Annotated in this window: 27 protein-coding genes; 14 read left to right on the forward strand and 13 right to left on the reverse strand. The window is 69.8% G+C overall.

Annotated elements, in window-relative coordinates; translation table 11 throughout:
- Positions 1 to 35: 35 nt before the first annotated feature.
- Together ACQP2O_RS53850 and ACQP2O_RS53855 are read left to right on the forward strand one after the other, a co-directional pair.
- Positions 36 to 527 (forward strand): RNA polymerase sigma factor, encoded by a 492-nt coding sequence (locus ACQP2O_RS53850; protein WP_433178363.1) that lies wholly within the window; start codon positions 36 to 38, stop codon positions 525 to 527.
- Complete coding sequence (locus ACQP2O_RS53855) at positions 524 to 1,006, forward strand: hypothetical protein (protein ID WP_433178364.1); 483 nt, start codon at positions 524 to 526, stop codon at positions 1,004 to 1,006. The genes ACQP2O_RS53850 and ACQP2O_RS53855 overlap by 4 nt, the downstream gene beginning before the upstream one ends.
- 25 nt (positions 1,007 to 1,031) lie before the next feature.
- On the opposite strand, the gene ACQP2O_RS53860 is transcribed toward ACQP2O_RS53855, so the two are convergent.
- A complete protein-coding gene (locus tag ACQP2O_RS53860) occupies positions 1,032 to 1,436 on the reverse strand; it encodes an ATP-binding protein (RefSeq protein ID WP_433178367.1) in 405 nt (134 codons plus the stop codon).
- 112 nt (positions 1,437 to 1,548) lie between these two features.
- Between ACQP2O_RS53860 and ACQP2O_RS53865 the strand changes: the two genes are divergently transcribed.
- From ACQP2O_RS53865 to ACQP2O_RS53890, 6 genes are all read left to right on the forward strand, one after another.
- The gene (locus ACQP2O_RS53865) at positions 1,549 to 2,355 is read left to right on the forward strand and encodes a helix-turn-helix domain-containing protein (protein ID WP_433178369.1); all 807 of its coding nucleotides are present in this window, start codon (positions 1,549 to 1,551) and stop codon (positions 2,353 to 2,355) included.
- The gene (locus ACQP2O_RS53870) at positions 2,355 to 2,450 is read left to right on the forward strand and encodes a DUF397 domain-containing protein (protein WP_433178371.1); all 96 of its coding nucleotides are present in this window, start codon (positions 2,355 to 2,357) and stop codon (positions 2,448 to 2,450) included. The genes ACQP2O_RS53865 and ACQP2O_RS53870 overlap by 1 nt, the downstream gene beginning before the upstream one ends.
- Before the next feature lie 189 nt (positions 2,451 to 2,639).
- A complete protein-coding gene (locus ACQP2O_RS53875; protein ID WP_433178373.1) occupies positions 2,640 to 2,978 on the forward strand; it encodes an NUDIX domain-containing protein in 339 nt (112 codons plus the stop codon).
- A gap of 94 nt (positions 2,979 to 3,072) precedes the next feature.
- Positions 3,073 to 4,275, forward strand: a complete 1,203-nt coding sequence (locus tag ACQP2O_RS53880) for a UDP-N-acetylglucosamine--N-acetylmuramyl-(pentapeptide) pyrophosphoryl-undecaprenol N-acetylglucosamine transferase (protein WP_433178375.1) — start codon at positions 3,073 to 3,075, stop codon at positions 4,273 to 4,275.
- An 87-nt stretch (positions 4,276 to 4,362) separates the two neighbouring features.
- The gene (locus tag ACQP2O_RS53885; RefSeq protein ID WP_433178377.1) at positions 4,363 to 5,136 is read left to right on the forward strand and encodes a hypothetical protein; all 774 of its coding nucleotides are present in this window, start codon (positions 4,363 to 4,365) and stop codon (positions 5,134 to 5,136) included.
- Positions 5,137 to 5,290: 154 nt separating this feature from the next.
- The gene (locus tag ACQP2O_RS53890; protein ID WP_433178380.1) at positions 5,291 to 5,869 is read left to right on the forward strand and encodes a biotin transporter BioY; all 579 of its coding nucleotides are present in this window, start codon (positions 5,291 to 5,293) and stop codon (positions 5,867 to 5,869) included.
- Positions 5,870 to 6,069: 200 nt separating this feature from the next.
- Here the strand turns inward: ACQP2O_RS53890 and ACQP2O_RS53895 are convergent, their stop codons facing one another.
- Positions 6,070 to 6,624, reverse strand: a complete 555-nt coding sequence (locus ACQP2O_RS53895) for a TetR family transcriptional regulator (protein WP_433178382.1) — start codon at positions 6,622 to 6,624, stop codon at positions 6,070 to 6,072.
- Positions 6,625 to 6,771: 147 nt separating this feature from the next.
- Between ACQP2O_RS53895 and ACQP2O_RS53900 the strand changes: the two genes are divergently transcribed.
- Positions 6,772 to 8,061 (forward strand): GH1 family beta-glucosidase, encoded by a 1,290-nt coding sequence (locus ACQP2O_RS53900; protein WP_433178383.1) that lies wholly within the window; start codon positions 6,772 to 6,774, stop codon positions 8,059 to 8,061.
- A 209-nt stretch (positions 8,062 to 8,270) separates the two neighbouring features.
- Here ACQP2O_RS53900 and ACQP2O_RS53905 read toward each other — a convergent pair whose 3' ends face one another.
- Positions 8,271 to 9,332, reverse strand: a complete 1,062-nt coding sequence (locus ACQP2O_RS53905; protein ID WP_433178385.1) for a CapA family protein — start codon at positions 9,330 to 9,332, stop codon at positions 8,271 to 8,273.
- A 61-nt stretch (positions 9,333 to 9,393) separates the two neighbouring features.
- Between ACQP2O_RS53905 and ACQP2O_RS53910 the strand changes: the two genes are divergently transcribed.
- Positions 9,394 to 10,554, forward strand: a complete 1,161-nt coding sequence (locus ACQP2O_RS53910; RefSeq protein ID WP_433178387.1) for an aminotransferase class V-fold PLP-dependent enzyme — start codon at positions 9,394 to 9,396, stop codon at positions 10,552 to 10,554.
- Positions 10,555 to 10,639: 85 nt separating this feature from the next.
- Here the strand turns inward: ACQP2O_RS53910 and ACQP2O_RS53915 are convergent, their stop codons facing one another.
- The 3 genes from ACQP2O_RS53915 to ACQP2O_RS53925 all read right to left on the reverse strand — a co-directional run bounded on the left by ACQP2O_RS53915 (position 10,640) and on the right by ACQP2O_RS53925 (position 12,877).
- Positions 10,640 to 11,569, reverse strand: a complete 930-nt coding sequence (locus ACQP2O_RS53915; RefSeq protein WP_433178389.1) for a CU044_5270 family protein — start codon at positions 11,567 to 11,569, stop codon at positions 10,640 to 10,642.
- A gap of 4 nt (positions 11,570 to 11,573) precedes the next feature.
- Complete coding sequence (locus ACQP2O_RS53920; RefSeq protein WP_433178391.1) at positions 11,574 to 12,155, reverse strand: RNA polymerase sigma factor; 582 nt, start codon at positions 12,153 to 12,155, stop codon at positions 11,574 to 11,576.
- Between the two features lie 95 nt (positions 12,156 to 12,250).
- The gene (locus ACQP2O_RS53925) at positions 12,251 to 12,877 is read right to left on the reverse strand and encodes a TetR/AcrR family transcriptional regulator (RefSeq protein WP_433178394.1); all 627 of its coding nucleotides are present in this window, start codon (positions 12,875 to 12,877) and stop codon (positions 12,251 to 12,253) included.
- An 89-nt stretch (positions 12,878 to 12,966) separates the two neighbouring features.
- Here ACQP2O_RS53925 and ACQP2O_RS53930 point away from each other — a divergent pair, with 89 nt between their 5' ends.
- Positions 12,967 to 13,632, forward strand: a complete 666-nt coding sequence (locus tag ACQP2O_RS53930; protein ID WP_433178396.1) for a hypothetical protein — start codon at positions 12,967 to 12,969, stop codon at positions 13,630 to 13,632.
- 146 nt (positions 13,633 to 13,778) lie between these two features.
- Here ACQP2O_RS53930 and ACQP2O_RS53935 read toward each other — a convergent pair whose 3' ends face one another.
- The 3 genes from ACQP2O_RS53935 to uppS all read right to left on the reverse strand — a co-directional run bounded on the left by ACQP2O_RS53935 (position 13,779) and on the right by uppS (position 16,445).
- The gene (locus tag ACQP2O_RS53935) at positions 13,779 to 14,999 is read right to left on the reverse strand and encodes a lipase family protein (RefSeq protein WP_433178398.1); all 1,221 of its coding nucleotides are present in this window, start codon (positions 14,997 to 14,999) and stop codon (positions 13,779 to 13,781) included.
- A gap of 130 nt (positions 15,000 to 15,129) precedes the next feature.
- Entirely contained in the window at positions 15,130 to 15,624 is a 495-nt protein-coding gene (locus ACQP2O_RS53940; RefSeq protein WP_433178400.1) for a hypothetical protein, read from the reverse strand.
- 50 nt (positions 15,625 to 15,674) lie between these two features.
- Positions 15,675 to 16,445, reverse strand: a complete 771-nt coding sequence (gene uppS / locus ACQP2O_RS53945; RefSeq protein ID WP_433178402.1) for a polyprenyl diphosphate synthase — start codon at positions 16,443 to 16,445, stop codon at positions 15,675 to 15,677.
- Positions 16,446 to 16,513: 68 nt separating this feature from the next.
- On the opposite strand from uppS, the gene ACQP2O_RS53950 reads away from it, so the two are divergent.
- Positions 16,514 to 17,767 (forward strand): hypothetical protein, encoded by a 1,254-nt coding sequence (locus tag ACQP2O_RS53950; RefSeq protein WP_433178403.1) that lies wholly within the window; start codon positions 16,514 to 16,516, stop codon positions 17,765 to 17,767.
- Between the two features lie 98 nt (positions 17,768 to 17,865).
- Here the strand turns inward: ACQP2O_RS53950 and ACQP2O_RS53955 are convergent, their stop codons facing one another.
- The gene (locus ACQP2O_RS53955; protein ID WP_433178405.1) at positions 17,866 to 18,804 is read right to left on the reverse strand and encodes a hypothetical protein; all 939 of its coding nucleotides are present in this window, start codon (positions 18,802 to 18,804) and stop codon (positions 17,866 to 17,868) included.
- Between the two features lie 217 nt (positions 18,805 to 19,021).
- Between ACQP2O_RS53955 and ACQP2O_RS53960 the strand changes: the two genes are divergently transcribed.
- Positions 19,022 to 19,534: an O-acetyl-ADP-ribose deacetylase gene (locus ACQP2O_RS53960; protein ID WP_433178407.1), complete on the forward strand. Its 513-nt coding sequence runs from the start codon at positions 19,022 to 19,024 to the stop codon at positions 19,532 to 19,534.
- Between the two features lie 6 nt (positions 19,535 to 19,540).
- On the opposite strand, the gene ACQP2O_RS53965 is transcribed toward ACQP2O_RS53960, so the two are convergent.
- From ACQP2O_RS53965 to ACQP2O_RS53975, 3 genes are all read right to left on the reverse strand, one after another.
- Positions 19,541 to 20,110 carry an NADPH-dependent FMN reductase gene (locus ACQP2O_RS53965; protein WP_433178409.1) on the reverse strand — a complete coding sequence of 190 codons (570 nt, stop codon included), beginning with the start codon at positions 20,108 to 20,110 and terminating at the stop codon, positions 19,541 to 19,543.
- 63 nt (positions 20,111 to 20,173) lie between these two features.
- Positions 20,174 to 21,244, reverse strand: a complete 1,071-nt coding sequence (locus ACQP2O_RS53970) for an SPFH domain-containing protein (protein ID WP_433178411.1) — start codon at positions 21,242 to 21,244, stop codon at positions 20,174 to 20,176.
- Positions 21,226 to 21,678, reverse strand: coding sequence for an NfeD family protein (locus tag ACQP2O_RS53975; RefSeq protein WP_433178414.1), 453 nt, complete (start codon positions 21,676 to 21,678; stop codon positions 21,226 to 21,228). The genes ACQP2O_RS53970 and ACQP2O_RS53975 overlap by 19 nt, the downstream gene beginning before the upstream one ends.
- 205 nt (positions 21,679 to 21,883) lie before the next feature.
- On the opposite strand from ACQP2O_RS53975, the gene ACQP2O_RS53980 reads away from it, so the two are divergent.
- Positions 21,884 to 22,792, forward strand: coding sequence for a Rieske 2Fe-2S domain-containing protein (locus ACQP2O_RS53980; protein ID WP_433178416.1), 909 nt, complete (start codon positions 21,884 to 21,886; stop codon positions 22,790 to 22,792).
- Positions 22,793 to 22,798 lie beyond the last annotated feature (6 nt).

Here is a 22,798-nt window from a genome sequence, read left to right on the forward strand (position 1 = left end):
GGAACCTTTGGGAGGTTCCGGCTAACTTTCCTAACGTGGACCCGGAGAACGTCGCGGCGGCTCAGCAGGGGGACGCGCTCGCGTTGGACCGGCTTCTCGACGAGCTGGCCCCCTATGTCCGCCGCCTGTGCGCGCGGATCGCCCCGGCGGCGGCCGACGATGCGACGCAGGAGGCCCTGCTGGCGATCTTCCGGGGCCTGCCTTCGCTGCGCGCCCCTGAGGCGATCATGACCTGGGTACGGTCGGTCGCAGTCCGGACGGCGATCCGGCTCGCCCGCCAGCATGACCTGGAGGTCCCTGCGGAGGGAACGCTCATGGACCGCCACGACTCTTCTCGCGAAGGGCTGGTGGACATCGATGACGCCCTGGCGCGTCTGCCGGTCTCCCAGCGCGTCGTGCTGATCTTGCGTACCCGGGAAGGCCTCAGCGAACAAGAGATCGCCACCACGTTGGGGATCCCGACAGGAACCGTGAAATCCCGGTTGCATCGAGCCCGGGCCGCGTTCCGGGAGGAGTGGGAATCATGAACGATCCCGTGGCGCTCCCCGATATCGACCCGATCGACCGCCTCACCGTTCTCGCGGCCGCCCTGCCCGGCGCCGCCGTCCGGCAGCGCCGCATCGCCGCCCCCTTCGACGCGGTGTGGCAGGTCATCGCGGACCTGGAACACGCCCTCCCCCGCTACGAACCCGGCGTCGCCCACGTGCGTGTCATCGAGCGACGCGGCGAGTACTTGCGCCTGCTGGTGCAGGACACCGCCGGCCACGAGGACGCGATGGACGCCAGGCTCCGGCCGGGCTGGTGCCTGATGCAATCCGCCACAGTCGTTGTAGCCTTCGCCGCCCGCCGCCTGGGCAGCGAGACCCTGCTGGCCCATCTTGAACACCGGCGCGCGCAGGCCTCCCTGCCCAGCGAAAGCCGGCCACATGACCGCCGCGCCGCCCTCGCCAAAATCGACCAGGAACTCCACACAATCGAGAGACTCGCCACCCACTATGGGCGCTGAGTTCCGAGGCATCGGCGCCACGGTCTTAGGGGCTGGTGTGATCCTTTCTCGGCGCGGAGAAGACCACCTTCCCCATGAAGCTCGAGCTCTCTATGCGGCAATAACCACATATGACAGACAGTCTGGATACCGCCTTGAGACCTCGTCCGGTCTCTCCCAAGGTGTCGACGGTGTGGAAATCAGGAAAGATGGCCGACTCGTCCACTACCTCGATCCAGGGGCGGCACTCCCACTCGCTGTAGTAGAGGGTCGCCGGTCGTTGCGTGTGCCGGTACGCGTTGGTGACCAGCTCCGAGACGATCAGCGTGGTGTTATCCAGCCATTCCTCGCGCCCATGGTCTTGCAGCGTCTGCTTGATCCATCTGCGCGCCTCACCGGCCGAGGACGGCACGGGGTACAGCCGTAGGGATTCTCGCGCTTTGGTCCTCACTCTGGTCACCCCCTGGCATCCGATTTCGTTCCGCGTAATGCCAAGAAGTCTGGACCGGCCGCTGGATAGGTGGCTACGATTCCCGGGGTAGTTGGAAAGGCCGGTGACGTGAATGGCAAGCGAGATCAAGCTCGATCCGGACTCGTCGATATTGGATTGGATCACAATCGACCTGCGTTTCCACACTAAGAAGTCCGGAATGTCCTACGCGGCCGTAGCACGGCTGCTGAATCGCAGCTACTCCAATGTTTCCAACATCATGGCGGGCCGCAGGAAGATCAAAGAAGAGGACGCCAAGAAGCTCGATGCGCACTGGGATCTCGGGGAGCACTTCACCCGGCTGGTGAGGTACGCCAAGCGGGACGGCTCGAGAGAGTGGTTTCGCGAATATCTCGAGTACGAGGCCGCCGCGTCGGTGGTCAAGGCGTACGAGGCTCTAGCCATCCCTGGCCTCTTACAGCTCCCGGAGTACGCGGCAGCCCTCATCAAGGAGCTCGGCACTGCGGATGCCGAAGATCAGGTGAAGCGGAGGATCGCCAGGCAGGCCATTCTCGACAAGACGCCGCCGCCGAGCATCTATGTCCTGCTATCGCAGAACGCCCTCAACTGGCCGGTAGGCGGGACCGAGGTCATGCGCGACCAGCTTGCACATGTCCTGGAGATGGCCGAGCGCCCCAACGTGGGCATCAGAGTCGTTCCCCGGTCTTCCGGCGCTCACGCTGGTTTCAGTGGGAGCTTCACCCTGATCTACGGAGAGGCCGGCGACGTCGCCTATACCGAAGCACCCGGCCGTGGACGCCTTGTGGATTCCCCCTCCGAGGTCAGAGAATACTGGGACAGATACGACCGGATCGGACAGGTAGCCCTACCTGTCACCCCCTCCCTGCAACTGATCAGAGAGGCCATGGAGGCGCTGTAATGGACAAACTCCTCACCGCCGACGAGTGGCGGAAGTCCACCCGTAGCGGCAACGAAGGTAACTGCGTCGAGGTCATCGAGGTCATAAAGGCCTGAGCGATCACAAGTCGCAACGCCCGGCCGCGAGATACGGCCATGCTGCGGCGCATTTTCGGAATCGTCTTTATGTGAGCAGGGGGCGCATGCCGGAGCGGTATCGGTCGATCATCGACGTGCACGTCATCCTGGAGCGCGGCGACGAGATCCTGCTTCTGGAACGCCAGGGCACCGGGTAACGGCGACGGCATGTTCCACCTGCCCAGCGGTCACCTTGAGCAGGGGGAATCCGTCGCCGACGGCGCCGTCCGGGAAGTGCTTGAGGAGGTCGGTGTCCGGATCGATCCCGCCGACCTGCGGCTTGCCGCCGTCGTCCACCACTGTCATCGGCCCGACCTCGCCCAGGTCGGCATGTTCTTCGCGACCGCCCGATGGGAAGGCGAGCCGTACAACGCCGAACCCCACAAGTGCGGCAAGCTCCTGTGGTGCGACCCGGCCGTCCTGCCGTCCAACACCATCGGCTACCCGGCCGCCGGCATCAACGCCTACCTGACCGGCACGCCCCTCGCCCTCCACGGCTGGGGTTGACACCGAGGCGATCTTCCGTTGTCGGGAGGGAACGTCTTGATCGCTTGTAGCGTGGCATGGATTCCGTCCACGTGATCAGATTGGCGCTCTCTCCGTGTACAGCGACACCGCCGGCCGTCTCCCGTCCGCTCCGGATCAGGTTCTCCGCCTGATCGTCACGGGTGGTGGGACGGGCGGCCACACGTACCCCGCTCTCACCGCAGTACGCACGCTGCAGGCCAGGCTCGCAGCCTCCGGCCGGAGGCTGGAGGTCCTGTGGGTGGGGACCGCCGACAGTTTGGAATCCCGCGTCGCGGCCGGTGAGGGCATCCGGTTCGCCTCGGTGGCCACCGGAAAGATCCGCCGGTCGAGCAACCCGTTGAAGATGCTCCGGCCGGCCAATGTGCGGGACATGCTGCGGGTGCCGCTGGGTGTGCTCCAGGCTCGCCGGATCGTCAAGAGATTCCGGCCCGATGTGGTGCTGGCCACGGGCGGCTATGTCGCCGTTCCGGTCGGTCTGGCGGCCAGCATGCGCCGCCGTCCGCTGGTGGTCCACGAGCAGACCGTCCGCCTCGGTCTGGCCAACCGGTCCCTCGCCGGCCGGGCGACACGAGTCGCCGTGTCCTCGGAGTCCACGCTGCCGCTGCTCTCCGAGGCCGTGCGCTCGACGACGGTGGTGACCGGCAACCCGGTGCGGCCCGAGGTGCTGGCAGGACAGCCGGACAAGGCGATCCAGGCGCTCGGCCTGCACCGTTTCGACCCGCGCCGTCCGACCGTGTACGTCACCGGCGGCGCCCAGGGGGCGGCGCAGATCAACACCCTCGTCGCCGCCATCCTCCCGTGGCTGCTGTCCCACGCCAACGTCATCCACCAGTGCGGCGCGGACAAGGTCGCCGACGTGCGGCAGCACACCGCGGGCCTGCCGGACGAGGCCGCGGCGCGCTACCTGCTGACCGGCTACATGGGTCCGGAACTGCCCGACGTCCTGGCGTTGGCCGACGTGGTGATCTCCCGGAGCGGTGCGGGCACGATCGCGGAGGTGACCGCCCTGGGCAAGGCGTCCGTCCTCATCCCCCTCGCCTCCTCCGCGGGTGACGAACAGGCGCACAACGCGCGCCACCTGGAGGAGGTCGGCGCCGCCGTGGCGCTGGTCGGTGAGCCCACGCCGGAGGACCTGGGCGCCGCCATGGAGCCCCTGCTCACCGACCCCGCGCGGCGTACGACGATGGCGCAGCGGGCCCGCGAGATGGGCCGTCCCGACGCGGCCGACCGGTTGGTCGACGTCCTGCTGTCCGTCGTCACCGACGGACGACGATAAGCGGCCCGGCTCCGCCACGCCGAGGGCCCGGTGAATGTCGGATCTGGCCGCTACGGTGCCGCCACACCTGCGATGAAGGGCGATGACATGGGCACCTGGGCGGCCTACCTGGCGTTCCGCACCCCGGCCGATGGGCACGAGCCGCTTCTTGACCGTGAGCGCGTCGCCGTGGCCGTCGCCGGTTGGACCTACCTCGCCGACGACATCCGTCACCACGACCAGTTGCGGGCCGCGCTCACGGACGTCCCCGGCCCCGCCCTGCTGTCGGTGGTCTGCGACAGCGACTACGCCGAGGTCACCGGCCATCTGGACGGCGAGTCGCAGTGGACCGCCTATATCAATCCGGAATGGGCGGCCGGCGAGCTCGACCTGCCCGCGCCCGACGTCCGATCGGCCGAGGACGAGGACCTGCTCGACCGGATCACGACCTGGGCCCGGGCGGCGGGCGCGCCGCCGGTGGACCGTGACCGGCTGCGCGAGGTCTTCGCGACGTCCTACATCTTCGCCGACGATGGCCTGCTCGCCCTGGAGCAACTGCTCGGCGTGATCTCGCCCGAGGTCCGGCCCTTCGGCGAGGACCAGCAGATCGACTACGAGATCATCCTGCAAACTCCGGCGGGTGAACCCGTGTCGGACGAGGCGATCGCCGAGATCGAGCAGGCGGTCCAGGGCAAGGCCGACCCCCGCGAGCCCGATGAGAACGGGCACCGGGTCGAGTTCCTCGTACCCAAGACGCATGAATCCGCCGTGGCCATCCCGGCGTTCGCGGCGGCCCTGCGGCGGCTGGGTATCTCCCCGGCCACCCACGTCTACTGGGATGGCTGCGACGACTGGACATTCCTGGCGGAGCTCGACCGATAGGCCGTGTGCTCCGACGGCTCGTGGCACGGGCCTCCAGCGGCGCGCGAGGGGGATTACAAAGCCGGGGTGGCATCTTTTGGCGGGACCACCGACCGCCGAGAGCGGCCCCTAGAAGCGACAATGAGCGCGATAGCCCTCGAAAGGGAGGTACTTCGTGTCCAACACGCAGGCTGTGGCGACCCGTCCGGCCGTCCTCGGCGATCTGGTGCCGGGTCGGCTGGTTCGTGACGTCGCGCTCGTCGTCGGCGCGGCCGTCTTCGTCGGGATCGCCGCGCAGGTGAGCGTGCCCATCCCGGGAACGCCGGTGCCGGTGAGCGGCCAGACGTTCGCCGTGCTGCTGTCCGGGGCGGCGCTCGGGCTCGGCCGGGGTGCCGCCGCCATGGTGCTGTACGCGCTCGCCGGAATGGTCGGCGTGCCGTGGTTCGCCGAGGGTGCCTCGGGCTGGCACATGGCGTCGTTCGGTTACATCATCGGCTTCGTCCTCGCCGGGGCCGTCGTGGGCGCTTTGGCCGCGCGCGGTGGTGACCGGTCGCCGCTGCGGACCGTGGGCACGATGGCACTCGGCCTCGCGGTGATCTACGCCGCCGGAGTGCCGTGGCTGATGGCCTGGACCCACAGCGACCTGGGTAAGGCGCTGAGCCTGGGCGTGCGGCCGTTCCTCATCGGTGACGCGATCAAGATCGCTCTCGCCGCCGGGCTGCTGCCCGGCGCCTGGCGGCTTCTCCGCCGCTGACCTGACCGCTGGGCCGGGCGCCGCCTTCGGCGCACCGGCCCGCCGACCCGACGGTCCGGCCGGGCGCCATCGCCGACGCACCGGCCCCCGGACCGCACAGGCACGGCGCGGGCCCGGTCCCCGTTCACGCGGCCGGGTTTCATCCCCGACAGACGCCACCTGCGGGCCCCGTCCCGTATCGGGGGACGGGCCCGCGTCGTTCATCGGCCGTCGAGGTGATCCGCCAGATACCCGTGGATCAGGCGTTTCACCTCGGCGAGCAGCGCCGGGTCGCCCTCGGGGTCGTGGCGGAACGCGAGCTTGAGCACGGCGTCCGCCGCCTCGACGGCGACGGCAAGCGCGGTCGCGAACTCCCCGTTGTCCGGCAGTTCGAACGCCGAGACGAGCAGCGCCTTCAGCCGGTCGGCGACGACGGCGTTGTTCTCGGCCGCGACGTCGAGCAGGTGGACGTCGGCGATGTCCCCGAAGCGCAGGACGCGGAAGCCCGGGACCGTCCGGTGCATGCCCACGAAGATCTCGATCACGACGCCGACGGCGTCGTACCAGTGCGCGAACTCTTCCTCCTCGAGCGCCTCCGCCACCCGGTCACCGAACATGTCGAGGTTGCGCAGCGCGAGTTGCTGGGCGATGGCCTTCTTGTCGGGGAAGAACTGGTAGACCGAGCCGATCGCGACGTCCGCCCGCTGGGCGATCTTGGTGGTGGACAGGCCGTCGTACCCGGACTCGTCGAGGATCTCCGCACAGGCGTCCAGCATGCGCTGGACTCGTTCGGCACTCCGTCGTTGTGCAGGTCGGCGACGCAGCGCCGAGCTATCCGTCGTCACGCGTTCAATCATGCCTTTTCCGACGGTGCTACCGGCGCGTAGGATCCGAGAGCCATTCACGTTCAGCGGAGGCCGCCTGTGTTCCCCCCTGACTTCCAATGGGGCGTCGCGACGTCGGCGTACCAGATCGAGGGCGCGACGACGGAGGACGGCCGGGGTCCGTCCACGTGGGACACCTTCTGCCGGGAGCCCGGCCGGGTACGCGACGGGCACACCGCCGACGTCGCCTGCGACCACTACCACCGCTGGGCCGAGGACCTCGACCTGATCGCCGGGCTCGGCGCCCAGGCGTACCGCTTCTCCATCGCCTGGCCTCGGGTCCAGCCGACCGGCAGCGGCTCCGCCAACCCCAAGGGCCTGGACTTCTACGACCGGCTCGTCGACGGCCTCGCCGCACGCGGGGTGGCGGCCGTGCCCACGCTGTACCACTGGGACCTGCCGCAGCCGCTGGAGGACGAGGGCGGCTGGATGAACCGTGACACCGCCCACCGGTTCGCCGAGTACGCCGCGCTGGTCGCCGAACGGCTCGCCGACCGGGTCGACCTGTGGATCACGCTGAACGAGCCGATGGTCGTGATGTCCTACGGTTACGCCTTCGGCCTGTACGCGCCGGGGCGGACGCTCATGCTCGACGCCCTGCCCACCGCCCACCACCAGTTGCTCGCCCACGGCCTCGCCGCGACCGCCCTGCGCGCCGAAGGGGCGGCCCGGATCGGGGTCGCCAATCACTACACGCCCGCCTGGCCGGCCGGCGACGGCCCCGAGGACGTCACGGCGGCCGTGGCCTTCGACGCCCTGCTGAACTGGCAGTTCACCGACCCGATCCTGCTGGGCCGCTACCCCGGCCTCGGCCTGGACCTGGCCCACGTCCGGGACGGCGACCTGGAGGTCATCGCCGCGCCCATCGACGCGCTGGGCGTCAACTACTACAACCCGACCGGAGTCGCGGCCCCCGACGACGACGGCCTGCCGTTCGCGATCCGGGACCTGAAAGGCTTCCCGACGACGGGCATGGGCTGGCCGGTCGTCCCGGACGGCCTGCACCGGCTGCTCGTCGACCTGCGGGAGCGGTACGGCGCCGCGCTGCCGCCGGTGTACATCACCGAGAGCGGCTGCTCCTACGACGAGTCGCTCGACGACACCGCCCGGATCGGCTTCCTGAACGCGCACATCGGTGCCGTACGGGCGGCGATGAACGACGGCATCGACGTACGCGGCTACTACGTGTGGTCGCTGCTGGACAACTTCGAGTGGGCCGAGGGCTACCATCCGCGCTTCGGCCTCGTCCACGTCGACTACGCGACACAGAAGCGGACGCCGCGCGCTTCGTACGCCTGGTACCGCGACCTCATCGCGGCCTGTTCCTGATCAGGGACGGCGGCATGGCCGGTGCCGCGCCGAGGCCCCCGTCAGGGCGTGGCGATGAGGCCAGTGCCGCACCGAGGCCCCCGTCAGGGCGTGGCGATGAGGCCAGTGCCGCACCGAGGCCCCCGTCAGGGCGTGGCGATGAGGCCAGTGCCGCACCGAGGCCCCCGTCAGGGCGTGGCGATGAGGCCAGTGCCGCACCGAGGCCCCCGTCAGGGCGTGGCGATGAGGCCGGTGCAGCGGCGCAGCTTCTCCCACTTCGCATGATCGCGGGTCGCCGCCGTGCCGGTGAGCAGCCGCGGCACTCCCTTGGTGATGTACGCCGGCTTCCACTCGGCCTTCATGATCTTCCGCTTGCGGAGGGTCAGCTCGAGGATGCCGGAGTGGGGGTCGTTCCGGTCCGGCGCGGTGAAGAAGAAGTTGCCGAACCCATAGTCGACGTACCGGCCCTTCATGAAGCCGCCGCCGAGCGGGATGTGCGCGTGCCCGCCGACGACCACGTCGGCGCCCGCCCGTACGAGGGCTTGTGCCAGCGTCTTCTGGCGGGGCAGCGGGCAGGGATCCAGCTCCTTGCCCCAGTGCAGGTAGACGATGACGGTGTCGGCCTTCTTCCGCGCCGCGCGGACCTCCTGGACGAGGCGCGGGACGTTCTTCGCCGAGGCCAGGCCGCCCTTCTTCGGGGTCGCCGTCCACGCCGTGACCAGGTTGTCGTCCAGGACCTGCGTGGCGCCGAGCACCGCGATCCGGTTGCCCTTCACCGTCACGTAGTAGGGCCGGTACGCCTGGGCGGCGTTCGCGCCGATGCCGACGACGGGGAACCGCGACGTCCTGATGGCGGCGAGGGAGTCGTGCAGGCCGACCGTTCCGTAGTCCATGGCGTGGTTGTTGGCCATGGTCACCACGTCGATGCCGGCAGACCGCAGCGCGTCGAACGCGCTCGCCGGGGCGCGGAACGTGAACTGCTTCGGCGCCTTCTTCCCCCGCGTGGTGATGGCCGTCTCCAGGTTCACCATCATGAGGTCGGGGCGCTTCAGCTCGGAGATGATCGGCCCGAGGGCGGTCGCCGGGTCGGCCAGCCGCTTGGCGAGCGGCCCGTTGAAGTGGACGTCCCCGGCGAACCCCACCGTGATCGGTCCGTCGTCCGCGCCGCCCGCCGTCTGGCCGGACGGGGCGGAGGCGCGCGGCGGACGCTTCGCGTCACCGCCACCACCACCGCAGGCCGCCGCCACACCGGCCAGACCGGCCAGGGCGGCCGCCAGTACCGCACGCCGCATCACGCCCCCCTCCCCAGGGAAGTCACAAGAATGACACGTTTCGTCCCTAACGGATAATGGAGTGATCTTGCTCGACATCGCGGGCATTCGCGCGGAGACCCCAGGCTGCGGGGAGGTCGTGCACCTCAACAACGCCGGAGCGGCGCTGCCTCCACGGGCCGTGATCGACGCACTACACGACCACCTGAACCTCGAGGCACGCATCGGCGGGTACGAGGCGGCCGACGCCGTCGCTCCCCGGATCACCGGCACGTACGACTCCCTGGCCCGCCTCATCGGCGCGCACCCCGACGAGATCGCCTACGCCGAGAACGCCACCCGCGCCTGGGACATGGCGTTCTACGGCATCCCCTTCCGTACGGGCGACCGCATCCTCACGACCGCGAGCGAGTACTCCAGCAACACGATCGCGTACCTCCACGCGGCGCGTCGGCACGGCGTGAAGGTCGAGGTCGTGCCGGACGACGAGTACGGCCAGCTCTCGCTCGACGCCCTGGCGAACGCGCTCGACGACGACGTACGTCTCGTGGCGATCAACCACGCCCCCACCCACGACGGACTGATCAACCCGGCCGCCGAGGTCGGCCGCCTGACCCGCGCCGCCGGAGCCCTCTACCTCCTCGACGCCTGCCAGTCCGTCGGCCAGCTCGTCGTGGACGTCGAGGAGATCGGCTGCGACCTGCTGTCGGCCACGGGCCGCAAGTTCCTGCGCGGCCCGCGCGGCACCGGCTTCCTGTACGTGCGCCGGTCGGCGCTGAACCGCCTCGAACCGCCGTTCCTCGACCTGCGCGCCGCGGACTGGACGGGACCGGACTCGTACGAACTGCGCGACGACGCGCGCCGGTTCGAGTCGTGGGAACGCTCGGTCGCCGGGCAGCTCGGCCTCGGCGCCGCCGCGGAGTACGCCCTGGAGGTCGGCGTCGAGGCGATCGAGCAGCGCGTGCTCGAGCTCGGCGCGCTGCTGCGGGCGGCCCTGGCCGAGAACCCGGCCGTCACCGTACGGGACCGGGGACTGCACCGGTCGGGGATCGTGACGTTCACGCACCGCGACCGGGAGCCCGCCGAGATCGTGGCGTCGCTCGCCGAGCGGCGGATCAACGTGCGGGTCTCCCAGCAGACGTACCGGTACGACGAGGGCGCGCAGCCGGCGCCCCGCGTGCGCGCGTCGGTGCACTACTACACCACCGAGGACGAGATCCGGCAGCTCATCACCGCACTCTGAGGCCGCGGCACGTCCCGGTGGACCCGCGTTCGGACGTCCGACGCGCGAAGGGGCGGCCCCGGATGCCCGGGACCGCCCCGTTCCGTCATGGCATCTGCCCGACCCGGTCGACGTACGCCGTGCGCAACAACACGCTGTAGAAGGTGACCGTCCCCGGTGGACGACCGTTGAAGCTCTTCACGAGCACGTTCCGCTCACCCAGGAACGCGTACGTGCTCCGATCAAAGATCAAGATTTCCCGCTCCCGGTGCGCGGTGTTCCCACTCACGTAGGCCACCCCGACGCCCGGACGCCCGGCGTCGTCGGTCACGTTCTTGATGACCGTGGCCCCTGGGATCCGGGCCATCGCCTCGAGCAGGGCCGCCCGCGATCGGGGAGGGAGAGCCTCTCCTGTCAGGTCCGAGGCCTGTTCCCATGCGGCGTCATCCTTGGAACCTCCCCCGTCCTGTTGGTAGAGATAAGCGAGCATCCGACCCGCGTCGGTGGGCAGATCGCTCCGGTACATCGACGTCGCCTTGCAGGACGGCGGATGCCGAAGGTCGGTCGCCGGGTGGTTTCCCTCCTCGCACGCCCACTCCTGGCCCCACCCCTTACGGCCCGGCGGCCCGCCGAGCGGCGGATTTCGGCGAAGCAGCCCGACGCGGCGCCCGTCCGCCGACAGCCAGTCCGTTCCTTCTCGCGTTTCCCCGTCCTGCCGCTCTTTGAAGTGAACGAACACGAACTGGTCCGGACGTGGCGCCGGCTCCTTGGCCGCGGTCGCGGCCGCCTTGATGAGCACCTCCGCCGCGTCCGCCGACGCGGACGGCTCCCGGGACCCGAACCGTACGGTCTGGGCAAGGGCGAAACCGACGGCGAGGGTCACCGCGAGTCCGCCGGCGACGGCCGCCCGCCACCTCCATACCGCGCGGCCGCGTACGGGACCCGCGGAAAGACGATTTCGCTGGCGGGCGAGCGTTCCGGGGGGTTCCCGATCGAGCCGGCCGCCGAGTTCACGTAGCATCGCCATCTCATCCATCGATTCACTCCTTCGTGGGGTCGGTTCCGCCGAGCGCGGCGCGTACCTTGCGCCGGGCACGGTTGAGACGCGAACGCACCGTCCCGATCGGGATGCCGAGCGCGGTCGCGGTCTCCTCGTACGACAGGTCGGCCCAGGCGATCAGCAACAGGACGTCGCGGTCACCACGGGACAATTCGGCCAGGGCGCTGGTCAGTTCGGGCCGTACGCTCCGCGCCGCGATATCGGCCAGCGCCCGCTCGACCGGGTCCTCGGCGGCTTGCTCGGGTAGAGCGCGCTCCAACGCCCGATATCGGGCGCTCTCCCGGCGGTGATGCCGGGAGATCAGCTTCGTGATGATGCCGAACAGCCACGGCCGGGCGTCGGCACGGCCGGGGTCGTACCGATGCCGCTTCTGGAACGCGACAAGGAACGTCTCCCCGACCAGGTCTTCGGCGACCTCCGGTCCGAGACGTTTGACGGCATAGCGGTAGAGCATCGCGGAATACCGGTCGAAGAGCCCGGCGAAGGCGTCCGGATCGTCACGAGAGGCCGAGATGATCTTGGAGTCCGGCGGGGCCATGGATTCCGCGATCATCTCAGGCATGCCTGTCCGGGCATGGGCGACCCTTTCACTCGGGGGATCGGTCGCTCATATCTCTCCACGAGCCCCGCCCCGAGTTCACGCCCGCGTCGGCGTGCTCACCTCTTGATGAGGGCGTTGAATGCCGCGCACAGGAGGTGGATGCTACGCCGGAACTTCTCGTCCTGGCTCAGACGAGGTGCCTCCTCGAAGACGTGCGGGAAGCGTTCGACGAGGTCGGCGTAGGTCTCCGCGGTGACGGCGGGGATCTCGAACGTGGCCTGTTCCTGGAGAACGAACCCCGTGACGTGGCTGAGAAGGGTGTCGGCGGCGACGATGCGGTGCTCGGTGGGGACGCCGGCCGCCGAGAGGGTCCGCAGGAGGCGTTCCATGATCGATAGAGCGCCGGGGCTGAGCGTTTTGGGGCTCTCGGCCAGCAGGATGGCCCCGCCGGGGTGCCGCTCGATGACGCGGCGCAGCGCGGTGGCCTGGACTTCGATCTCGTCCTGCCAGGTGGACTCGGGCGGGAGCGCGGCCAAGGCGGCGGTACCGGCGTCGTAGGCCTGCCCGCAGACGCGGTCGGCCATCATCGCGAGCAGGTCGTTCTTGTTGCGTACGTGGTAGTACAGGCTGCCCGCGTGCGCGCCGAGTCGCTCCGCCACTTGGCGCATGGACAGGCCGTGGTATCCGACCTCGGCGAACGTGGCCATGCCGGCGTCGACGATCCGCTCCTTGGTGAGCTTCATCGCTCCACCGTACCGGTTTTTTGAACAGTGTTTGAATCGTGTGCTAGCGTTGCCACCAGATTCGAACACTGTTGGAAAAGGTGCGGGCCTTGGGAAATCTGCTGTTCTTCGCGACCACGGCCGCGTTGATGATTCTGATGATCAACAGCGGTCTCGCGGCGGTCGGGCGTGACACCCTGCGCGGGCGCCCCATCCCCTGGGTCGCCGTCGGGCTGACCGCACTGGCCCTGGCCGGAGTCACCCTGCAGCTGTGCTGGTCGGGCGCCATGGCCGCACTCGACCAGGACCCGGCCAAAGCCGGCTGGTGGCGGGTGTTCACCTCGGTCTTCATGCAGAACGGCGGCGTCGGCGGCGCCGCCTGGAACATCGCCACTCTCGCCATCGTCGCCGCGCTCGCCCAGTGGCTCTGGGGTGGCTGGCTGACCGGCGTCTTCTTCCTCGCCGGCATCCTCCTGCCGGAACACATCGACGCCCTGCTCGGCCTGGGGAGTGGCCCCAGCGCCGATCCCCGCAACTTCGCCGGAAGCTCCGGCGCCACCTACTTCCTCGGGGCGAGCCTGGCCCTGGCCCTGCTGACCCGCACCAGGATCCGGAAGCACCAGGCCCTGGCGATCGCCGTCCCGGCGCTCGGGCTGGCGATGTGGTTCGCCCAGGACAACGGCCACGGCCTGGTCTCCGCCTACGGCTTCGTCCTGGCGATCGTCGCCTGGGCGGCACGCCGCTGGATGCCGCGCTCCGAACCCAAAGCCGCGTAGTCGGCAAAGGGTCGGCTCGACGTGATGCTCACGGCCGAAGGCTGCTATCACGACAGCTTCGACTTCGACGCGCCGCACCGGGTGCTGCTCGATCCGCTGGGCCCCGGGCTACCTGCCGGGCCGCGTTCTCGTGTACGCCTCGCAGTCTAGGCGCAGGTGTCGGGGGGCGTCCTGCCCGCGAAACGGTCGGCGAGATAGGACAGGGCGTCGCCTCCCCGGACGAGGGCCTCCAGGGCGTGCTCGCCGACGGCATCCCGGACGACCTGCACGGTGGCGCCCTTGGCGCACCACGCCCTGGCGACCGCGTCGGCCTGGGCGACAGGGACGATCTCGTCGGTGTTCGCGTGGTAGTCGTAGACCGGTGCCACCGGGGCGGCCGCGCCCATCGTGTTCTTCTGGAGCATCGCGGCGACGGACGGCACGGACAGCGGGTCGGGCACGGTCGTGTAGTCCGCGAGCCTCTTGAAGGCGAACCCGGTGATCAGGTCGGTCAGGCACTTGCCGCGCGCCTTCTGGAAGGCCTCTTTGCCCTGGGCGTTGGCCAGGTCCTCGATGCCGGCCTCGGGGTACTCCGCGGCCAGGCTCACGGTGGCGGCGGCCTCGAAGCCGGAGAACGCCCCGCCGTCCAGCGACCGCGCCACCGCGGCCGGGTCGGCCGGGGTGCCGCCCATGGCCACACCGGCGAGCCGTACGTCCGGAGCGTAGGAGGGCTGGAGTTCGGCGGCCCAGCCGGTCGCCTGGGCACCGCCGGAGTAGCCGTTCAGCGCCCACGGGTTACTCGCGCCGACGCCGCCCACGCCGAGGTTCTTCACCGCCCGGATGCCGTCGAGCACGGCGTGCCCCGCCTGCGGGCCGCCCATGAACACCGACTTCGGTCCCTCGAAGTCGGGCATCGCCACGGCCCAGCCCTCGTCGAGGACGGAGCCGCCGAACAACGCGGACGACGCGGCGTACCCCTGGCCCGACGAGATCCCGTACGACGGCGCGCACTGGGTCCCGGTGGAGTCCTCGGCCGCCTGCACCGAGACGACGGGGCGGGGGCCGCCGCCCGTCCAGGCCTTCTTCGGGACGAGCAGGGTCGTGACCGCCAGCTCGGGCTGCTCGTGCGAGTCGTCGGTGCGGAAGGAGATCTGCCAGGCGTCGACCGTGTCGGCCAGGTCACCGGCCTTCGGGGTGATCTTCCGGTCGTCGACGACCTGGCCCGGCCGGTAGGACCCGATGTCGGCCGGGGCGCTGTAGAAGGGGTCCTGGTCCGGGGGGACCGAGCCGGCGGGCGGTGGATCGACGGCCGACGCGGTGCCCGCCAGGAGGGTGAGGGCCGCGGCGGCGATCGGCAGCGTGAGGGCGGTTCTGACAACCGGTCTCATCGGACACTCCAGTGTGGGGGCACCGGACCTTCCGGATGCGGGGACCTGGACTATCCCCCTTCCGCCTCCCGAGAGATAGGCGACCGTCCGCAAATCACCAGCAGGTGATCACGCCGAAAATGACAAACCGCTACCTGGATGAGTCGGGCGGCGCCACGTCCGGCAGTCCGAACGCCGGCCGTACGGGTGCGCCGACGGCCAGCGCGGCCTGCCGGATCTGCTCCGCCACCTCGTCGGCACGGCCCGGCCGGCCCAGCCAGAGGGCGAGATTCGACTTCTGGACCGCCCACCCGACGTACGCGGGCCGGCCGCCGACGAAGACGACCAGCCCCTCGGAACTCGGCATGACCGACTCGATCGTCCGCAGGTCGACGCGCTCGGTCCCGCGCTTGTTGCGGAGCACGAGCTCGGTGGACGTGAGGCTGATCGAGGGCCGAAAGGCGATCCACCAGAGCCATCCGGCGAAGAAAGGGAACAGCAGCAGCGGGACGATCGCCCCTGTTACACCTTGGTCGACCAGATTCGCCACGCCCCCGGCCTCGAACACGGCCAAGACAACGATGATCAGGCCCACGACGATCCGGGTGCTGGTCGCCGTACGCCATCTCACTAAGGGCGCGTCCATGGACTGATCATGACACCGTACCGACCGCTCGGCCAGATCGAACCAACGTGTCAGGCACCGTAGCGGCGCTGTCTGGCGGCGAAGCTGCGCAGCGCCCGGAGAAAGTCGATCTCACGGAACGCGGGCCAGTTGGCCTCGCAGAAGTACAGCTCGGAGTAGGCGCTCTGCCAGAGCAGGAAGTTCGACATCCGCTGTTCGCCGCTGGTGCGGATGATGAGGTCCGGGTCCGGCTGTCCTGCCGTGTAGAGGTGCCGGGCGATGTCGTCCACCGTCAGGGCCTGTGCCACGTCGGCCAGGGACTCGCCGGCCTCGCCTCGCTCGTGCAGGTGCTCACGGAGGGCGTCGATCACCTCCTGCCGGCCGCCGTAACCGACGGCCAGCGTGACGTGTGCGCCGGTCGCGCAGTCGCGGGTGGCCTCCACGGCGTCCTTCAGCGCACGGGCCGTCGTATCGGGCAGCGCGTCGAGCATGCCCGCGACGTGGACCCGCCAGCGGGCGTCCGGGCGGCCGAGCCGGTCGGCCACCATCCGCTCGATGACCTGCATGAGGAAGGCGACCTCGGCGTCACCGCGGTTCTGCAGGTTCTCCGTCGAGCACAGGAACACGGTGGCGTGCTTGATCCCCACTGCCTCGCACCAGGACAGGACGTTCTCGGCGTGCTCGGCGCCGTACTTGTGCCCGAGGCTCGGGTTCTCCAGGCCCATCTGGCGGGCCCAGCGGCGGTTGCCGTCCATGATCAGGCCGACGTGCTCAGGGAGTGGGCCGTTCGTGACCTGCCGGCGCAGGCGGCGGGCGTAGAGCGTATGAAGAAGGGTGGACATCGTCACCTCCATTGCGAGATCCCACTGTACTACGCATTGCGTACTACGCGACGTGTACTATGCCCGGCATGAGCGAACGGCATCCTGCAACGCGCCAACGCCCGAGGTGGCGGAGAATCCTACGGCGGGTCCTGGCGGTGACGCTGGCGGTGCTGTCCGCCGTGGTGCTCGCCGCCGGGGCGTACGTCGGCTATGCCGCGATCCGGCACACTCGGCCGGTCACGCTGCCCGCTCCGACCGGCGCGTACCCGGTGGGCCGGACGACGTTCGACTGGACCGACCCGACGCGCACCGACCCGCTGGCCCCGCGTCCCGGCACCCCGCGCGAGCTTTCGGTTTGGCTCTGGTACCCGGCCGCACCGTCCGGTGCGCGACGCGCGGCGTACCTGCCCGGCGCGTGGAACGGCCTGCACTTCGGGAGCCTGCCCGGGCTGGGCGAGACGAGCTTCGACGCCGTCCGGGTGCACGCGTACGACGACGCGCCGGTGGCGGCCGGCCGGTTCCCGATCGTCGTCCTGCTGCCCGGACTGGGCTTCGCCGCGCCGCAGTACACCGCGCTGGCCGAGAACCTGGCGAGCCACGGCTACCTCGTCGCCGGCGTCACCCCGACGTACACCGCGAACCTCACCGTGCTGCACGGCCGTGCCGTGCACAGCACGACGGCGGGGAATCCACCCGCGCTCAACGTCGCGAACCTCCACATCGGCGCCGCCGCTCAGGCCGGTGACCGGCTCGTCGCGATCTGGGCCGCCGACGCGCGCTTCGCCGCAGGGCGGGTCGCCGGGCTGGGGCAACGGTTCGCGGGACACATCGACGCGGCGCACCCGGCGTACATCGGTCACTCCTTCGGCGGGGTGGCATCACTGGAGGCATGTCGGCTCGACGCGCGCTGCGCGGGCGCCGTGAACCTGGACGGCACCCAGTTCGGCCCGGTCGTACGGACGGGGCTCGACCGGCCGATGATGATCGTGGCCAGTGCGGGGTCCTGCGTGACCGGCGTGTGCCGGGCCACCGACGCCGTGAGCCGCGCCGACGTCGCCACCGCCCGTACGCTGCTGACCGCGAGCACCGGAGCGACCTGGTGCTACGAACTGGCGGGAAGCCGGCACTTCAACTTCAGCGACTACGCGTCCTACTACCTGGCCGCGCCCCTGCGCCGCTTTCTCGGGCTGGGCCCCATCGACGGCGGCCTGGGGTTGCGGGTCACCGGCGTATACCTGGCCGCGTTCCTCGACCACACCGTACGGTCGCTGCCGGAACCTCTTCTCAGCGGAGCGTCGGCTCCCTATTCACGGATGCATGCCGTCCACTGCAAGAATTGACGATTCACCTACGGACAGAGGGCGCCGGGCCACCGATCGAATGGGTGGCCCGGCTCACTCCTATCCGGCGTCGGAGAACACGCCGGTATCGCGATCGATTACTGACCCTCTTCGGCAGAGCCCTCGCTCGTCGTGCCACTCTCCGAGGACGCGGGCGCCTCCTGCACCGTGGGGTTCTCGGCCGTCGAAGAACCCTCCTCGGAGCCCTGACCCGTCATGCTGCCCTCCGGGGAGTACTCGGGCACCTCCTGCGCCGTAGGGTTCTCGGCCGTCGAAGAGGCTTCCTCCGAGCCCTGACCCGTCATGCTGCCCTCCGGGGAGTACTCGGGCACCTCCTGCACCGTGGGGTTCTCCGCCGTCGAAGAGGCTTCCCCCGAACCCTCCTCAGAGCCCTGACCCGTCGTGCCGCTCTCCGAGGAGTACTCGGGCACCTCCTGCGCCGTAGGGTTCTCGGCCGTCGATGAACCCTGCTCAGAGCCGACCTCCGACTCGTTCCGCTGCGGGCTGGACTCGTCCATCGAACTGGCCAGCGAGACCTGCCCGGTCAACCCCGACGAGGCGGTCCGTGACATGGACTGCGTCTGCGTCTGGGTCTGCGACCGCGACGCCGACCGTTCACTCGGCGACTGGATGATGATCGTCGTCCCCGACGACTGCGGGAGCAGCGGGAACCCCGTCGTCACGCCCGACGGATACAGCGGATACCCCGTCGTCACGCCCGACGGATACAGCGGATACCCCGTCGTCACGCCCGACGGATACAGCGGATACCCCGTGGTCACGCCCGACGGGTACAGCGGGTAGCCCGTCGTCACGAGCGGCGGCGAGAGAACCGGGCCCGTCGTCACGACCGGCGAGAGCTGGGGCGTGTAGGTCGCCGTCTCGGGCACCAACGAGACCGAGACCCCGGGCGTGAGCTGCGTCGGATAGTAGCCGACCGGCGGATACTGCTGGGCGGACGCGGACGACGCCATGCCCAAGGAACCCGCAGTGGCGGCGGTTACCACGCCGCAGACGGCAATCGCCTTTCTGAGCACGTTAAGTCACCTACCTACCTTGAGATGCGCAATTATTGCCCATTACGCCCTTTTAAGATCACATTTCAGGGCGTCACTTAGCCAGTATCACCCGCCAATCGACACAAAACCCCAGAAGCTCGTAATATGGCCGCCAACATCAATATTGGTATCGAGCAGGATTTCGATGCCGTGTGCGGGCTGGCCGAGTGATCGCCGGAGGCGGTTGGATGGTCGGATGACGTCCATCACGCTGGTTCAAGGGGACATCACCGAGCAGGAGGTCGACGCGATCGTCAACGCCGCGAACTCCTCGCTTCTCGGCGGGGGCGGCGTGGACGGCGCGATCCACCGCCGTGGCGGGCCGGAGATCCTCGCGGCCTGCCGCGATCTTCGGGCCTCCCAGTACGGCAAGGGCCTGCCGACGGGGCAGGCGGTGGCCACGACGGCGGGGCGGCTGCCCGCACGCTGGGTGATCCACACGGTCGGCCCGGTGTACTCCCGATCCGAGGACCGGTCCGAGCTGCTCGCCTCGTGCTACCGGGAGTCGCTGCGCGTCGCCGACGAGCTCGGCGCCGCGACCGTCGCCTTCCCCGCCGTGTCCGCCGGGATCTACGGCTGGCCGCTGGACGACGCGGCCCGTGTCGCGATCGGCACCGTACGGGCGACGCCGAGCCGGGTGGAGGAGGCGCGGTTCGTGCTGTTCACCGCCGACGTCCACGAGGCCTTCGCGCGGGCGCTGGCCGAGTAAGGGGCGTCAGACCGGGTAGGGCCGGGCGGTGCGGGCGTCGCGCAGGGCACGGGCCCACCAGACGAGCTGGTCGAGCAGGGGCCTGACGGCGGTGTTGCAGGAGGCGGTGGCCTTCGGCCAGGTGCCGTCCGCGGCGAACAGGTCCCAGTAGCACGGAAGGCTGATCGCCGTCGCGATCGGCACCGCGTGCAGCTCGGTGAAGATCTGCCGCAGCTGAGCCACGGCGTGCAGGCCGCCGGACTCCCGGCCGTACGAGACGAACCCCACCGGCTTGGTGTGCCACTCCTCGTACAGCCAGTCGATGGCGGTCTTGAGCGGGGCGGGGAAGCTCTGGTTGTACTCCGGCGTGACGACGACGAACGCGTCGGCCGCGGCCATGCGCACGCCGAACTCCACCACCCGCGGCGGTGCCGCCTCGTCGTGGTCGCGGAGAGTCGAGGGCAGGTGGATCTCGGCCAGATCGACGAGATCCACCTCGAGGTCTCCGCGGCGGCGGGCACGGGCGGTGAACCACTCGGCCACCGTGGGCCCGAACCGGCCGTTGCGGGTGCTCGCGATGATGACGGCCAGTCGCATCGTGTCCGCCCTCCCGTCGTTCTCGGTGTGGTCCCACCATGCGGGAGGGCGTTTACGGCTTGTTTACGGCGCCCGAAGAGGATCGTCCGTGGCGGCGTTCACGCGGCCGGGGGCGAGTTCGAACGGCGGTGTGTGCTCCCGCAGCGCGGCCTGCTCATCCGGGCCTTCGACGGCGCCCGGGCGAGGCTCCGGCACCGGAGTGGCGGGCTCCTTCTTCACCGCCGGCCGGCTGTGCCCCCGTTCGGCCTCCTCGGTCTGGCCTCCGAACGCCGCGCTCACCGCCCGCAGCGCGGACGTCATCTCGCCCGGGATGACCCAGAAGGTGTTGCCCTCGCCGGCGGCGAGTTTCGGCAGCGTCTGCAGGTACTGGTAGGCGAGCAGCTTCGGGTCGGGATCGTTCTCATGGATCGAGGTGAAGACCTGCTCGATGGCCTTGGCCTCACCTTCGGCCTTGAGGATCGCCGCCTGCCGCGCGCCTTCCGCCTGCAGGATCGCGCCCTGTTTCTCCCCTTCGGCGGTCAGGATCCGGGACTGGCGTACGCCTTCGGCCTGCAGGATGGTGGCGCGCTTCTCCCGCTCCGCCCGCATCTGCTTCTCCATCGCGTCCTTGATGGACTGCGGCGGCTCGATCGCCTTGATCTCCACGCGCGTCACGCGGATGCCCCACTTGCCCGAGGCGTCGTCCAGCACGCCGCGCAGCGCCGTGTTGATCCGGTCGCGGGACGACAGCGTCGCCTCCAGGTCCAGCGTGCCGATGACGTTCCGCAGCTGCGTCGCGGTCAGCTGCTCGATCGCCTTGATGTAGTCGACGATCTCGTAGTCGGCCGCCCGCGGATCGGTGACCTGGAAGAACAGCACCGTGTCGATGTGCACGACGACGTTGTCCTCGGTGATGACCGGCTGCCCCTGGAACGCCACCACCTGCTCGCGCAGGTCGATCAGCGGCTTGACCCGGTCGACGAACGGCACGATGACGTTCAGGCCCGGCTGCAGGGTCTTGCGGTAGCGCCCGAAGCGCTCGACGTTCCGCGCACGGGCCTGGGGCACGATCCAAACGGTCCGCACCACCACGGTCGCCACCAAGAGCAGTCCGATGACCAGCGCGATGATGACCGCTAGGGCGAGATCGGCCATGGGTCCTCCCGGGGATGAACGAGGGCGGTGACGCCTTCGATGGCGAGGACGTCGACGGCCGCCCCCTCAGGAATGACGACTCCGGGGTCGTACGGGCGCGCGCTCCACTCCTCACCGCCGATGCGCACCCGGCCCTTGTAACGGGAGACCTCGGTGAGGGCCAGCGCCTCACGGCCGACGAGCGCCGCGGTGCCGCTGCGGAGCAGCGGCGGCTGCCGGATGTGCCGGACGGCGATCGGGCGTACGGCGGCCAGGCCGGCGGCCGAGGTCGCGCCGAACGCGAGCACCTGGACCACCACGGGAAGCCCGGCCGACGCGGTCACGGCGGCGACGAGCGCGCCGATCGCCATCAGGCCGAGCGCGAACGTCAGCGTGGTCACCTCGGCGATTCCGAGAACTGCGGCCACGACCAGCCAGACCACCCACGCCGGCATCGCGACTCCTTCAAGGACGCACGGCCCTGAATCCACGGTAACTCCGCACGCGCCGATTGCCGCCGCCCGAACGGGCGATACTTCGCGGAATCGCGCCATGCCCGAGGACGTGCCGGGGAAAATCGTTACGGGTAGGACCCTGAGTGCCGGGGACGTAAGCACGGCAGACTAGTGTCCGAAAAGCGAAGCCAGCCGAGGAGGTGCGGTGAACCATCAACGGGTGAGCAGGATCTCCCGGTCGCTGGTGCGGCCCCGTCCCTTGAAGGTCGCCGAGGACCTCGAACACGCCAACGCCCTCGACGGGTCCGCCCGGTTCATCACCAAGGTCGTACGGCGGTTGCTGCCCCCAGGGCCCGTCAAGGACCTGCTGCACGGAGTACCGGTGGGCCATCCCGCCCATCCACCGTTGACCGACATTCCGATCGGCTGCTTCATGTCGGTCGCCGTGCTCGACCTGCTCCCGGGGACCGATCGGGCGGCCGAGGTGCTCGTGGCGACCGGGTTGGCGGCTTCGGTGCCGACCGCGCTCACCGGGATCGCGGACTGGTCGGCCCTGCACAGTGAGCAGCAGCGCGTCGGCCTCGTCCACGCGGTCGGCAACATCACCGCGGGAACGTTCTACACCGCCTCGCTCATCGCCCGCAGGCGCGGCTATTTCGGCACCGGAAAGGCGCTGTCCTTCGCCGGTCTCACCGCGCTGGTCGCCGGCGCGTACCTCGGCGGGCACCTGGCCTTCCGGCAGTCGGCCGGGCCGAGCCACGCCGAGTCGATCACTCACCTCGGTCCACTGGGCTGGCACGACCTGTGCCCGGTGGAGGAGCTGCCCGACGGCTGGCCGGTCCACCGGAACCTCGGCTACATCAGCCTGTTCGTCCTGCGCGAGGGCGATGAGGTCTACGTCCTCGCCGACCGCTGCTCCCACCTCGACGGGCCGCTGCACCAGGGACGCATGGTCGAGATCGACGAGGAGACCTGCGTCGTCTGCCCCTGGCACGGCAGCACGTTCCGGGTCAGCGACGGCACGGTCGTCCACGGCCCCGCCACCGGCCGCCAGCCCGCCTTCGAGACGCGGGTCGGCGACAACGGCATGATCCAGGTACGCCCCGCCCGCTAGGAATGG

Source organism: Actinoallomurus sp. CA-150999 (assembly GCF_050942425.1).
Classification (GTDB): Bacteria; Actinomycetota; Actinomycetes; order Streptosporangiales; family Streptosporangiaceae; genus Actinoallomurus.